Source organism: Streptomyces sp. NPDC093111 (genome assembly GCF_040683955.1).
Taxonomy (GTDB): Bacteria; Actinomycetota; Actinomycetes; order Streptomycetales; family Streptomycetaceae; genus Streptomyces.
In genome coordinates this window covers 1-12,304 of sequence record NZ_JBFBNW010000005.1, presented here as the reverse complement: position 1 = coordinate 12,304, position 12,304 = coordinate 1, and the positions used below count along the sequence as shown (strand labels likewise).

10 protein-coding genes are annotated in these 12,304 nt (G+C 74.9%); 2 read left to right on the top strand and 8 right to left on the bottom strand.

Annotated features, from left to right (window positions below; all coding sequences use genetic code 11):
• Window positions 1-33 precede the first annotated feature (33 nt).
• Window positions 34-582, bottom strand: a complete 549-nt coding sequence (locus AB0Q96_RS09390; RefSeq protein WP_365323352.1) for a carboxymuconolactone decarboxylase family protein — start codon at window positions 580-582, stop codon at window positions 34-36.
• A 140-nt stretch (window positions 583-722) separates the two neighbouring features.
• On the opposite strand from AB0Q96_RS09390, the gene AB0Q96_RS09385 reads away from it, so the two are divergent.
• A complete protein-coding gene (locus AB0Q96_RS09385) occupies window positions 723-1,307 on the top strand; it encodes a TetR/AcrR family transcriptional regulator (protein ID WP_365323350.1) in 585 nt (194 codons plus the stop codon).
• Between the two features lie 324 nt (window positions 1,308-1,631).
• Here AB0Q96_RS09385 and AB0Q96_RS09380 read toward each other — a convergent pair whose 3' ends face one another.
• From AB0Q96_RS09380 to AB0Q96_RS09350, 7 genes are all read right to left on the bottom strand, one after another.
• Complete coding sequence (locus tag AB0Q96_RS09380; RefSeq protein ID WP_365323348.1) at window positions 1,632-3,374, bottom strand: AMP-binding protein; 1,743 nt, start codon at window positions 3,372-3,374, stop codon at window positions 1,632-1,634.
• On the bottom strand, window positions 3,371-6,622 hold the full coding sequence (locus tag AB0Q96_RS09375; protein WP_365323346.1) for an FAD/NAD(P)-binding protein: 3,252 nt from the start codon (window positions 6,620-6,622) through the stop codon (window positions 3,371-3,373). Before AB0Q96_RS09375 ends, AB0Q96_RS09380 begins: the two co-directional genes overlap by 4 nt.
• A complete protein-coding gene (locus AB0Q96_RS09370) occupies window positions 6,619-7,113 on the bottom strand; it encodes a cobalamin-dependent protein (RefSeq protein ID WP_365323344.1) in 495 nt (164 codons plus the stop codon). The genes AB0Q96_RS09375 and AB0Q96_RS09370 overlap by 4 nt, the downstream gene beginning before the upstream one ends.
• Before the next feature lie 412 nt (window positions 7,114-7,525).
• A complete protein-coding gene (locus tag AB0Q96_RS09365; RefSeq protein ID WP_365323342.1) occupies window positions 7,526-7,957 on the bottom strand; it encodes a cupin domain-containing protein in 432 nt (143 codons plus the stop codon).
• Window positions 7,950-8,861, bottom strand: a complete 912-nt coding sequence (locus AB0Q96_RS09360; protein WP_365323340.1) for a sulfurtransferase — start codon at window positions 8,859-8,861, stop codon at window positions 7,950-7,952. Before AB0Q96_RS09360 ends, AB0Q96_RS09365 begins: the two co-directional genes overlap by 8 nt.
• A 5-nt stretch (window positions 8,862-8,866) precedes the next feature.
• On the bottom strand, window positions 8,867-9,382 hold the full coding sequence (locus AB0Q96_RS09355; protein ID WP_365323338.1) for an HPP family protein: 516 nt from the start codon (window positions 9,380-9,382) through the stop codon (window positions 8,867-8,869).
• Window positions 9,383-9,393: 11 nt separating this feature from the next.
• Window positions 9,394-10,950, bottom strand: coding sequence for a vanadium-dependent haloperoxidase (locus AB0Q96_RS09350; protein ID WP_365323337.1), 1,557 nt, complete (start codon window positions 10,948-10,950; stop codon window positions 9,394-9,396).
• A 635-nt stretch (window positions 10,951-11,585) separates the two neighbouring features.
• On the opposite strand from AB0Q96_RS09350, the gene AB0Q96_RS09345 reads away from it, so the two are divergent.
• Window positions 11,586-12,095 carry a hypothetical protein gene (locus tag AB0Q96_RS09345; RefSeq protein ID WP_365323335.1) on the top strand — a complete coding sequence of 170 codons (510 nt, stop codon included), beginning with the start codon at window positions 11,586-11,588 and terminating at the stop codon, window positions 12,093-12,095.
• Window positions 12,096-12,304 lie beyond the last annotated feature (209 nt).

Below are 12,304 nucleotides of genomic sequence, written 5' to 3'. Positions count from 1 at the left end.
GCGCGCCGGCACCCCTGGTCGGCCGCGAAGACTCTACTCGGCCAGCTGGGCCGGGACCAACGGAAAGTCCAACTCCGGTTGCGCAACGTGATTGAAGAAGTTGGACAGCACGTTGAGCGCCACATGTCCGACAATTTCGGCCAGTTCGGCGTCGGAGACACCGGCGGCGCGGGCGTCGGTGAGGGCGGCGTCGCTCACCCGGCCGCCGCTCTCCATGATCGCTCCGGTGATCCGCAGCACCTGGTCCATGTGCGGGTCGCCGGCGTCGGTGCCGCGGCGGGTGGCGAGCAGGTCCTGCTCGCTCAGGCCGACCTTGCCGCCGCGCATGGTGTGCGCGGAGACGCAGTAGGTGCAGTCGTTGCGCTGGGCGATGTAGAGCGCCAGCTGCTCACGCTGCCGCGCGTTGAAGCTGCCGCCGACCAGCGACTCGCGCAGGGCGAGGTAACCACGAAGGGCGGCCGGGCCGTTGGCGAGGGCGGCGTAGAGGTTGGGCAGCTTGCCGAGCTGCTTGAGGGTGCCTTCGAGCAGCTCGCGCTGCTCCTCGTTGGCGGTGTCGACGGTCAGTTGGGGCAGGCGGGGCATGGAGCTCTCCTTGAGCCGGACCAAGATGGAACTGATCGGTACCATCCTGACGGTACCGATCGGTTCCATCTGACGCAACGGGAGGCGTTCGGTCCGGTACGGGGATCCCGGCACAACGGAACCGAGTGGTACCGTCTGGTATGGCCACGAACGCTAAAGAACGGCTCCTCAGCGCGGCGGAGCGGCTCTTCTACGAGGAGGGCATCCGGGCCGTCGGCATCGAGCGGATCCTCTCCGAGTCCGGGGTGGGCCGCGCCTCCTTCTACCGGCACTTCCCCAGCAAGGACGACGTGGTCGTCGAGGTGCTGCGGCGGCGCGACGGCATGTGGCGGGCCTGGCTCGACGGCCGGATCGAAGCCTCCGGCCGCGATCCGGAGGAACTGGCACTCGCCCTCTTCGACGGACTCGCCGAGCGCTTCGCCTCGGCCGACTTCCGCGGCTGCGCCTTCATCAACACGATGGTCGAGACGGCCGACCCCGAGAGCCCGGCCCACCACGTGGCCGCCGAGCACAAGGAACGGGTCATCGCCCGCCTCGACGGACTGCTCGCCGAGGGCGGCTACCGCGAGCACGAGACCCTCGCCCGCCAGCTCGCCCTCCTCGGCGACGGCGCGATCGTCACGGCCCTGCGCGAAGGCACCACCGAAGCCGCGGTCCGCGCCCGCGCGATCGCCACGGTCCTCCTCCACACCGCCGCACGCGAGCCGGCGACGGACGCGCCCTAGATCACGCCCTAGATCACGCCCTAGGTCACGCCCGGAACCCAGCGCCCCCGCCGGCCCGCGGGGCAGGGCCCGCGAGCCAGGGCGCGACGGCCACGGCTCGACGGGCCAGGGCTCGCGAGCGCGGCCACGACGGCGAGGACTCCCGGCGTCCGGTGCGTCCGTGCGTGCGAGCGCCCGGCGACGCCACCCTCGCGCGTGCCGCCCTCGCGCGCGCGCTCCGCCCGCGAGCCGGGCGGGACCGCCCCGACACGGCCCGGCCCTCGGCGGACCGCACGACGAGAGGGGGCGGCACACCCCACCGGGTGCGCCGCCCCCTGACCGTGCCTAGGCCACCACCCCGCCGCCCGGCCGCAGCGCGCCCCGGCGGACCTTGCCCGAGCGGGTGCGGGGCAGCCGCGGCACCAGGTCCACGCCCTTCGGCACGAACACCGGGGCCAGTCGCTTCGCCGCGAGGGCGATCAGCTCCCGCTCCAGGAGCTCGGGCGGATAGGCGTTCCGGGCCTCGACCACGGCGTACGGGGCGAGGCCGCCGGACTCGTCCCGGCAGGGGATCACGGCCGCGTCCGCGACCGCCGGGTGCGAGCGCAGGACCGCCTCGATCTCCATCGGGGAGACCCGGTGCCCGTACGACTTGAACACCTCGTCCATCCGCCCGAGCAGCCGGATCGACCCGTCGGCGAGGCGCTCGCCCCGGTCCCCCGTCCGGTACAGGCCGTCCGCGAAGACGGCCGCGGTACGGGGGTCGGGACCGGCCGTGCCGCCGCCCGTGCCCGCGTGGTCCACGTATCCCCGCATCAGCCCCGGCGGGCGCTCCGTCAGGTCCACGCACACCTCCCCCGACTCCCCCGCCAGGCCGGTCTCCGGGTCGCGCAGCACGATGCGGTAGCCCGGCAGCGGGTGGCCCAGCGGGGACAGCGGGGCCGGGGTGTCGGGGGCGCGGCCGATGAGGGCGGTGGCCTCCGTCTGGCCGTAGCCGTCCCTGACCCGTACCCCCCAGGCCGACTCGATCCGGTCCGTCACCTCCGCCGTCAGCGGCTCCCCCGCCGCCGTCGCCTCCCGCAGCCGGGGCGCGCCCCGGCCGTCCGTCACGTACGGGAGCATCGCCCGCCAGGCGCTCGGCGGGGCGCAGAGGCTGCTGATCCGCTGGGTGGTGAGGACGCCGGGCAGCACGGACGGCGGGAGTCCGCCGTCCGGGGGCGCGACGACGGTGGCCCCGGCCGTCCAGGGGACGAAGAAGCTGGACCAGGAGTGCTTGGCCCAGCCGGGCGCGGACAGGTTGAGGTGCCGGTCGCCGGGGTGCAGGCCGCTCCAGTACAGGCTGGAGAGGTGCCCGACACCGTACCCGGCGTGGGAGTGCTCGACCAGTTTCGGGAGCGAGGTGGTCCCGGAGGTGAAGTAGCAGAAGGACGGATCGGCCGAGCGGGACGGGCCGGCCGGGAGGAAGGGGCGGCGCCGGCCGGCGTCGCGCGTGTCGGGGTACGCGGTCCAGCCGGGCAGTCCCGCCGTCCCCGGCGCCATCCGCAGGCCAGGCACCGGCAACTCGCCCATCAGGTAGACGAGTTCCGGTGCGCAGACGACGTGCCGGATGCCGCCGCGCGCGATCCGGTCGGCGGCCTCGTCGCGGGTGAGGTCCTGGTAGCCGGGGACGACGACCGCGCCCAGCTTGATGCAGCCCAGGAGCGTCTCCCACAGTTCCGTACGGGTGCCGAGCAGGATCAGCACCCGGTCGCCGCGCAGCACCCCCGCCTCCGCCAGGGAGACGGCCACCTCGTCGGAGCGGGCCGCGAGTTCGGCGAAGGTGACGCGGTCGGCGACCGGTACGGAGCCGTCCGGGGCCGGCCGGCCGAGGATCTCCAGGGCGGTGCGCTCGTTGCCCTCGGCGACGACGTCGAACCACTCCAGGGCCCAGTTGAAGTGCGGGGCGCGGGGCCAGCGGAAGGCGGCCGAGGCCGCCTCGTGGTCGCCGCGCAGCCGCAGCAGCAGGTCCCGGGCGGCCCGGTACTCCTCGTGGGCCGCCGTCGCCCGGTGCTCGGCGTACGCGGCGCCGTGCCCCGTCGTGACGCTCATTCCGCCGCTCCCATCAGCGCCGACGCGATCGCGTCGGCGTCCTTGGTGAAGGAGCCCCACGGGCCGGGACGCCCGCTGCCCACCTGGGTGAACCAGCGGGTGTGCTCGCTCGGGATGCCCAGCACGTGGGTGGCCCGGTCCGGCTCCCCGTCCGCGCCGATCGGGTGGAACGGCGCGTCCGTGCAGTCCATGCCGCCGGTGTCGAACTCCGACGTGCCGCCCTCGGGCCGCTCGACCGCGTTGACGAAGGACCGGATCCGCCCGTCGGCCAGCAGGCCGCGGATCAGCGGATCGCGGTCCGCGGCGACGTCGGTGGTGGGGACCCGCGCGTCGACGAGGACGTCGAGCGGGGTCCACGAGTTCTCCACCCGGTCCGACTCGACCGTGAACCGTCCCTCGACGGGGTCGGTGCCGAACCGGGCGCCGGGGCCCACCGGTTCGAGCACGCCGGCCGCGAGGAGCGCGAGGAACTGCTCGGACCGCAGCTGTGGCGGCCCGGTCGACACGAGCGAGGCGACCGGCCCGAACGCGGCGAGGAACCAGCGGTGCGACTCCGGGGTGAGCCCGCCGAAGTCGACGACCCCGCGGAGGGTCTGCCGCACGTCCCGCAGGACGTCCGCCGCCGCCTTCATCGGGCCGTCCGCGTTGCCGAGCCTGGCGTCGCCGAGGTCGGCGCGCAGCCACTCGGTGAGCACCTTGTGGAACTCCGCCGGCGAACCGAACCTGCGGTCGCCGAACGGGCGGGCCAGCTCGTCGAGTCCGGTCAGCGGCAGCGGGTCGACCCGGTAGCCGGCGGCGAGCCGCTGGAGCACCGGGAGCTCCGGCGTCAGGGCCAGCGCCTCCTCCGCCCGCTCGGTGAACTCCCGGGCCGCGTCGGGCCCGTGGACCTGCCGGATGCGGGTGGCGAGCAGCACCGTGTTCACCTCGGCGAGCAGCCACGGCAGCACGGACCGCTCGAAGTCGAGCGGCGCGTGCTCGGCGCGCAGCCGCGTCATCCGCTCGGGGGTGAAGAGCACCGGGCGGTAGCGGTGGCCGGGTTCCTTCTGGTTGAGGCCCCGGGTCAGCACCGGCACCCCGCCGCGCGAACCGGCGTGGATCCGCGGCTCCTTGCCGCTCGGCAGGTAGCGCAGCCCGTCGCCGCCCTCCGTGAACGTGCCGCCGCGCCCCAGGGTGAGCTCGGCCAGCACGTCGTAGAAGGTGAGCCCCATGCCGATGACGCCGACGCGGGCGCCCGCCGGGATGTCGGCCAGCTCGCCCTCGTCGGCGGCGCCGCCGGGCACGTACCGGACGGGGCGGGCGGGCGTCGAGTGGGCGCGGGCGAAGCCGGTCCACTCGCGCTGCCGCGCGTCGGGTTCGTTGACCGGGTGCCCGGTGGTGAGGACCAGCCGGTCGACGGTGAGGACGTCGCCGCGGTCGAGCCGCAGCCGGTGCGTCCCCTCGCCGACGGCGCCGAAGGCGCCGGTGCCCTCGGCCGCCTCCACCCGGTCCGCGCAGATCACCCGGGCCGGGACCCGGTGCACGGTCAGGCACGGCGGCAGGGTCGCCTCGACGCGCTCCATCACGTACGCGAGGTAGCGCCCGTAGACCCGGCGCGGCGCGTAGCCCTCCGGTTCCGCGTGCTCGGGGTCGTCCTCCGCCCACCACTCGGCGAGGCTGGGGCCCGCGCCGGGCCGGTGCGGGCCGGCGTCGGTCGGGCCGGAGAACATGGTGACCTCCTGCGCCGGGGTGTTCATCAGGAACCACGGCGACTGGTCGGTGCGCCAGATCCGGCCCGCCCCCGTCTCGTGCGGGTCGATCGCGTACACCTCGATCCGGCGGCCCGGCGGGTGCTCGGCGCAGTGGGCGGCGAGCCGTTCCAGTACGGACAGGCCGCGCGGTCCCATGCCCGCGAAGGCCACCCGTAACGGCGGGCGGACGGGGTCCGCGAGGCAGCGCTGGACCGGCGGCGGGGCGGGCTCGGGCGGCGGGTCGGTCTCGGCCGCCAGGTCGTGCTCGCGGGCGACCCGGCCGAGCATCCCGGAGAGCTGACGCGAGGTCATCGGGGTGGTCCTCCGGCTGGTGGTGAGCAGCGGCAGGGCGCCCAGGTCGGTCCACTGGAGCCGGCCGTCCGCGGCGACGGCCGAGCGGGCCTCGCCCCGGTTGTCCGGGTGCAGACAGAACGGGACGTCGAGCAGGCCCCGGTCGAAGGCCTTCAGGAGCGCGACGCCGAGGTCGTCGGAGAGCGCGAGGACGGCGCCGACCAGGGCGCGGGCCTCGGCCAGGATCTCCTCCGCGTCCGCGCCGCCCGCGGCCGGCGGACCGGCGGCGTGCGGCCGGGCGCGGGCCGCGCGGGCCGCGTCGGCGGCGACCCTGAGCGCGGTCAGGTTCTCCTCGACGGTGGGGATGCGGTGCGCCTCGGTCTCGGTCTTGACGATGAGGCGCTGTGCCCCGCCGCGTACGGCGAGTTCGGCGCTGCGGCGCAGCAGCAGCCGGGCGCCGGGCACGGTCCGCGGGTAGACGCCCATGTACGTGTAGAGCACGACGTGCCGGTCCACGGTGGGCGGCAGGAGTTCGTCGGCGAGCCGCCGCAGCGCGGCGAGCGCGCCCGCGTCCTGGGCGGCGTGGGTCTGCTGGGCGTAGGAGAGGGAGACGCTGGTGGCGCCGTTCGCCGCGAAGAACAGGCACTCCAGGACGGAGACGGCGACGAGCAGGGACGGCGGGCAGAGCTGGCCGAGGAGGCAGCCGCCGAAGGACTCCAGGTGGGCGCGGCGGCCCTGGTTGCGGCTCTCCTCGGTGAGGAACTGCACGGAGTCGCGCCAGGCGGAAACGGACTCGGCGAGCGGGGTGCGCCCGTAGGGCAGGCAGTACGAGACGGGGCCGCCCTCGCTCGCGGCGAGCCCGGCGGCGGTCATGGTGCGGAAGATGGCCATCGGGTCGGCGGAGCCGTGCCGGACCTGGACCGGAGTGCGGCGGCCGGCCGCGGAGGCGACCCGGGCGGTGGTTCTGGGCCCGTGGCTGACCAGCGGGAACCCGTTGAGGGGCTGGCCGGTGCGCAGGGCGGCGGTGGCGGCGGCGTGGTCGCCGACGCGGGTGTAGCTGTCGATGGTCAGGGTGGCCACGGTCCGCTCGGGGAGGTCGGCGACGGCGGTGACGCCGGCGGCCATGGCCTCGGGGGCGACCATGCCCATACGGGGCTGGACGACGAGTTCTCCGGCCTGGGCGGCCTCTTGGACGAACGCGCCGAGATCGGGCTGCGCGGCAAGGGTCACGCCGCGGCCCGCCCGGTACACGCGCCTCTCGGCAGGGCGGCCGGCACCGCGGCCGTCCTGCCGGACTCGCCGAGCCGCCGCAACAGGGCGGTGGGGGCGGTGCCGTCGGCGTACACCTCGTCGTATCCGGCGTCGAGGAGTTCGGCGGTGCGCTGTTCGGCGCCCTCGGGCGAGATGCCGAGGAGACCGCCGATGACCATCGGGATGTCCTGGGTGCGCCGGTCCGCGCGCAGGGCGCGCGCGGCGCGCAGGCCGTCCTGGTGGCCGTGTCCGTTGACGGAGGACAGGACGACGAGGTCGGGGTTGGTCATCCGGGCGGTGTCGACGAGCAGCCGCTCGGGCACGCACGGTCCGAGGTTCAGCACGGAGTGCCCGTGCTCCTCCAGGAACAGCTGGAGGTGGACGAGGTTCCAGGTGTGCGCGTCGGACGATCCGGTGGTGAGCAGGACCCGGCGCGGACTGTCGCTGTCCGGACTGTACGAGGGGTGCATGGTGGCTCCAATGACGGTGCGGATGCGGAGTGGTGCGGGGTGCGCGGGGGCGCGGGGCTCGCACGGCTTACGCGGCTTGTGCGCTCGTGCGCTCGTGCGGAATGGTTCGTACGGCTCGGGCGGCTCGTGCTGCCCCGTACGGCTCGTACGGCTCGCGCGACTCGTGCGGGTTCGCGCCGCCGTACGGCTCGTACGGCCCGCGCGGCCCTCGCGGCTCTCTCGGTGCGGGGTCGCCGTACGCCTCGCGCGGCTCGTTCGGGCGGGCGGAGGCGTGGCGGGAGGGCCCCCGGGCGACCCGGCCGGACGGCCGGGCCCCCGGGACGTGCGGCCCGGTGCCGGGCGCGCGGGGCCGGGCGCCGCGTCGGGCCGCCGCGACGGGCGGCGGTGCCGGACGCGGGGCCGGGCCCCTGTGTCAGGCCGCGTCGGCGGGCGCGCCCGCGCCCACGCCGGTGGTGATCTCGCCGGGCAGCGGGGTCCGCGCGGACGCCGGGCGGGCGCGGACCGCGAGGACGGTGCAGCCGGTCTCGCTGGACATCTGGTGCCGGGTGCCCGGCTCCTCGATCACCAGGTCGCCGCGGTGGAAGCGGCGCCCGTCGCTGTGGTCGAGGGTGCCGTCGAGGACCAGCATCAGCTCGTGGCCCAGGTGCTCGTGGAAGTCGCCGTGGGCGCCGGCCGGGAAGCGGAGCAGGAGGGACGCGGAGTCCTCCTCGCCGGCGTGGCCGGGGCCCCACAGGACGACGAACTCGACGCCCTCGCGGCCGGGTTCGGTCCAGGGCACCCAGGGCAGGTCGGTCTGCTCGAAGCCGTTGCGCAGGACATCGCGGAAGACGGTGACGTCAGGCACGGGCGGTGACCTCCGAGGCGGCGCGCTGGGCGACGATGGACGGGATGCCGTCGGGGCCCCAGGGCTGGGGGCCGTTGACGATGGGCGCGCCGATGAGCGAGCCGAACTCCCGCCAGGCGCCGTCGTAGTTGCGGATGTCGCGCAGGCCGAGCAGCTCGTGCAGGACGAACCAGCTGTGGGCGGAGCGCCAGCCGACCCGGCAGTAGACGACGGTGGGACGGTCGGTGGGCAGGGCGCCGTAGGCGGCGCGCAGCTCCTCGTCGTCGCGGAAGGTGCCGTCGGGGTGGATGGCGGTGTGCCAGGGCAGGTGCTCGGCGGAGAGCGCGTGACCGCAGCGGACGCCGACGTCCTCGGGGACCCCGGGCGGGGTGTTGCTCTGCCCGAGGTACTCCTCCAGGGAGCGGACGTCGAGCAGGGTGCGGCGCCCGATGTGGTCGAGCACGTCGTCGCGGCGGGCCCGGATGGACTCGTCGGCTCCCGCCGGCACCGGGTAGTCGGTGCGCGGCCGGTCGGGCGCCTCGGTGGTGAGGGCGCCGCCGATGGCCTCCCAGCGGGCGCGCCCGCCGTCGAGGACCCGCAGCTCGCGGTGGCCGTAGAGGCGGAACTGCCAGTAGCCGGCGGTGGCCCACCAGTTGTTGTTGCCGCTGTAGAAGACGACGGTGTCGTCGGGGCCGATGCCGTGCCGGCCGAGGAGCTCCGCGAAGGCGTCCGGGCCGATGACGTCCCGGCGTACCGGGTCCTGGAGGTCGCCGGTCCAGTCGAGGCGCACGGCGCCGGGGATGCGGCCCGGCCGGCCGCCGCCGTCGTTGCCGCCGTCGGTGATCTCGACCAGGACGGGGCCGTCGTTCCGCCCGAGGCGGGTCTGGAGGTCTTCGGCGCTGACGAGGAGGGTGTCTCGGGTCATCGGGCTCACCACCAGTACGTCGGGTATTTGGCGATCACACCGGCCTTGGAGGCGATCAGGCCGACGAGGACGAGCAGGACGCTGCCGATGGTGAGGAGCACGAGGAAGCTCACCGGCGCCGGGTGCTGGAGGACCGCGAGGACGGCGGTGGCCGCGGCGGGCGCGTGGACGGCCCGCAGCAGCAGCATGAGGCCGACGCTGAGGCCGGCGGCGACGGACGCGACCCACAGGTTGTGCCCGAAGACGGCGACGGCGACGAGGCCGAGGACGCCGGAGCCGACCTGCCCGAGGAGCACGTTGCGGGGCTGGGCGGGCGGCAGCGCGGGCGTGCTGCAGATGATCATCGCGGTGGCGGCGAGCGGAGCGATCATCAGGAGGTGGCCGGTGGCCTCGCCGAGGGCCACGAGGACCAGCAGCGAGACGACGGTGGCGACGGTGCCGAGGACGGTGGCCTTGGCCCCCGGGAACGGCGGCGCGCCGCTGCCCGTCCTGGGCGGGGTGGCGTTCTGGGTCTGGGTCATCGTTCGACTCCTCAGCGGTGCGTGCCGGTGAAGTAACACTCGGCCTGGCGGGTGACGACCCGGCCGATGCGGTGGCCCATCTCGATGCCGGGCTCGTTGTCGAAGCTCCAGTGCATGCCGCCGTACACCCGGGAGATGCCGGCCTGACGGGCGGCCTCGCTGAAGGTGGGCCAGGTGAGGACGGTGTCGGTGTGCGGGGTGAGACCGGGCTCGACGGTGGACGTGCCGGCCTTGAAGCGGTACGAGTCGCCGAAGGCGTCGGTGCCGGTGAAGCGGCGCAGGAACTCGGCGGCGGCGCCGGAGAAGGTGCTGTGCCCGGAGACGGTGGCCGGGAACGGCGGCACCGCCACGTACGCCTGCCAGTCGAGGCCGTCCATGGTGACGGTGCCCTGGCCGGGGCCGCCCCAGGCCTGGACGCGCTGGCCGCGGCGGTCGTACGGGATGAGGGTGGAGGGCCGCGCGAAGTCGTACTGGGCCTTGACCGCCCAGGAGCCGATCGCGGCGTCGCACTCGGCCATGTTGAGGCCGAAGAACAGCTTGGCGTCCTCGTCGACGCCGTGGCCGTCACGGGCGGAGACGAAACGGCCCCACATCTGCTGGGCGCCGGGCGGCGTGACGTCGTCGTTGAGCCAGAACTCGGCTATGCACTTCTGCTCGTCCGTCAGGTTAGCGCTGATGTCGAGGAGTTCCTCGATCGCGGCGGTCATCCGGACCGAGGGGTACGCGGGCGGCGCGGCGACCGTGAACTGGTCGGGGCGGCTGAGCGCGAAGGGCTTCATGACGGCGAACTGCGGGGTCAGGTAGCGCTGCGTCTTGCCGCCGACGATCAGCGGGCTCCAGTGCTCGGGGGAGACCACGGTCGACGGGTCGAAGGCGCCGGCGGTCTGCGGCGGGTTCTTCGGCTGGTAGCCGGTGGTGTCGGTGTACGCGGGGGTGCCGAGCTGGTTGGCGCCGTCGGCGTGCCGGTAGGCGAGGACGGCCTGCGCGGTGCGGCGGCCGATCCACGCGGGGCTCTTGGGGGCCGGGTCGGTGCGCGCCGGGTCGTAGCCGAGGCTGGTCAGCATCGAGTCGATGGCGACCTTGTACTCGGGGTAGAGGTCGAGCAGGGCCAGGTGCGCGGCGTAGCTGACGGCCTCGTTCTTGTTGTCCAGGGTGCGCTCGGCGCGGGGGCGGCGCAGGGAGCCGCCGTAGCGGGTGCCGACGGCGACGCGGTCGTAGCAGGCCCAGGCGTCGTAGATGCAGTTGTGGATGATCGCGAGGGCGCGGGCGTTGACGGTGGCGGGGCCGAAGCGGTTGCCGGCGGCCTGGTAGCGGCCGAGGATCGCGTCCATGGCGGCCTGGTTCCAGCGGACCACGACGCTGGGCTCGGCGCCGGCGCCGGGCGCCCGGCGGCCGGTGCGGGTCTCCGCCTCGAACTGTGTGACGGGGGCCGCCGCCCAGGCCGTACTGGTCCCCGACGCGAGCGCGAAGGCGCCCGCGGCGGCGGCGGAGGCGGTGAGCACCCGGCGCCGGGTCAGCGGCGTGCGGGCCGCGGGGGTGGTCGGGGTGGAGACGGGTCGCTGAGACATCCCTGGATTCCTTCGCGTGTGGTGCGGGGCGGGAGCGGATCAATCGGTCAAACACAGTTCGAACAGAGCTCAGGCTGGCGAGATCTGATCGCCTGGGGCAACGGCCTATCGGCTTCTTCCATCGGAGGCATGCAAGGAGTCGATGGGTGTCGCCGTGGCCCCGGGGAGTGGCTAGCGTGGGTCGGCACCGGGCGCCGTCGGCCCCGTCGGTGCGCGGCCGACCGCGCGACCGCAGGACCGATGCGCCACGCCGCCGAGCGGACGGGTACGCCGTACCGCCGGGGAGTGGCACCGGGTCCCGTCCTCAGGGCGGGGCGCATCGTCGCGTGTCGTGCCCGTTGGCCGGTTCGCGACCCCGAGTACCGGTGGCTCCCGAGGCTCCGGCAGGCCCTCTCCCCCCTGCCCCGGCCCCGGCACCCGCACCGTGCAGCCCGCACCACCGACCCGGTCGCCCGGGTCCACCCCGGTCATCCCGGCCACCCCGGCCGCCCTCCGTCCCGGAGGGGCGTCGTGGGCCGCCGGCCGCCGGACGCTCCCCACAGGACACGCGGCCCCGGCCCGCCTCCGGGCCGTCGGCGCCGTGCGTCCGCCCCGACCTCACCGATCCCGCACCGATCCGTCTGGAGTGGCCGCGCATGACCGTTTCCTCGCAGCTGACCCCGTCCACCCGCACCCCCGCCGGCCCGACCGGCACCCCCCGTACGACTCCCCCGACCTCGCCCGCCGCCCTCTTCGACCGGTTCGCGCCGCGCCTGCACCGGTACGGCCTGGTGCTGCTGCGGGCCGGTCTCGGCGGGGTCTTCGTCTGGTTCGGGGTCCTGAAGGTGATCGGGCTGAGCCCGGCGGCGCAGCTCGTCGTCGACGTGATGCCGTTCGACACGGGCGGCTGGTTCGTGCCCGCGCTCGGCTGGGTCGAGATCGTCCTCGGCCTGTGGCTGATCGCCGGGCGGGCGCAGGCCGCGCTGCTGCCGGTGCTCGGCGGGCACCTGCTCGGCACCTTCGCCGTGCTGCTCGTCACCCCGCAGCTGGCCTTCGACCACGCCAATCCGCTGCTGTTGACGCTGGTGGGCGAGTTCGTGGTGAAGAACGTGGTGCTGTTCGCGGCGGCGGTGGTCCTCACCACCCGGCCGCGGCGCGCCGTCTGAGGGTCCAGGCCCCCTGGCCACTGGCGTCATGGCACTGAGTGTGTTTTGCTGAGGGTACTCAGTGCCAAAGTGCCACAAGCATTGCTAGGGGAGCTCCAGACCATGGCCAAGGACTTCGACCTGTATCGCCCGTCGGAGGAGCACGACATGCTCCGGGAGACGGTCCGTGCGCTGGCGGAGGCGAAGATCGCGCCGTTCGCCGCGGCGGT

Excerpts from the sequence above, each read along its gene's own strand:
- AB0Q96_RS09360 (WP_365323340.1), bottom strand. The coding sequence starts at position 8,861 with ATGACCCGAGACACCCTCCTCGTCAGCGCCGAAGACCTCCAGACCCGC.
- AB0Q96_RS09350 (WP_365323337.1), bottom strand. The coding sequence starts at position 10,950 with ATGTCTCAGCGACCCGTCTCCACCCCGACCACCCCCGCGGCCCGCACG.
- AB0Q96_RS09380 (WP_365323348.1), bottom strand. The coding sequence starts at position 3,374 with ATGAGCGTCACGACGGGGCACGGCGCCGCGTACGCCGAGCACCGGGCG.
- AB0Q96_RS09355 (WP_365323338.1), bottom strand. The coding sequence starts at position 9,382 with ATGACCCAGACCCAGAACGCCACCCCGCCCAGGACGGGCAGCGGCGCG.
- AB0Q96_RS09345 (WP_365323335.1), top strand. The coding sequence starts at position 11,586 with ATGACCGTTTCCTCGCAGCTGACCCCGTCCACCCGCACCCCCGCCGGC.
- AB0Q96_RS09390 (WP_365323352.1), bottom strand. The coding sequence starts at position 582 with ATGCCCCGCCTGCCCCAACTGACCGTCGACACCGCCAACGAGGAGCAG.
- AB0Q96_RS09370 (WP_365323344.1), bottom strand. The coding sequence starts at position 7,113 with ATGCACCCCTCGTACAGTCCGGACAGCGACAGTCCGCGCCGGGTCCTG.
- AB0Q96_RS09385 (WP_365323350.1), top strand. The coding sequence starts at position 723 with ATGGCCACGAACGCTAAAGAACGGCTCCTCAGCGCGGCGGAGCGGCTC.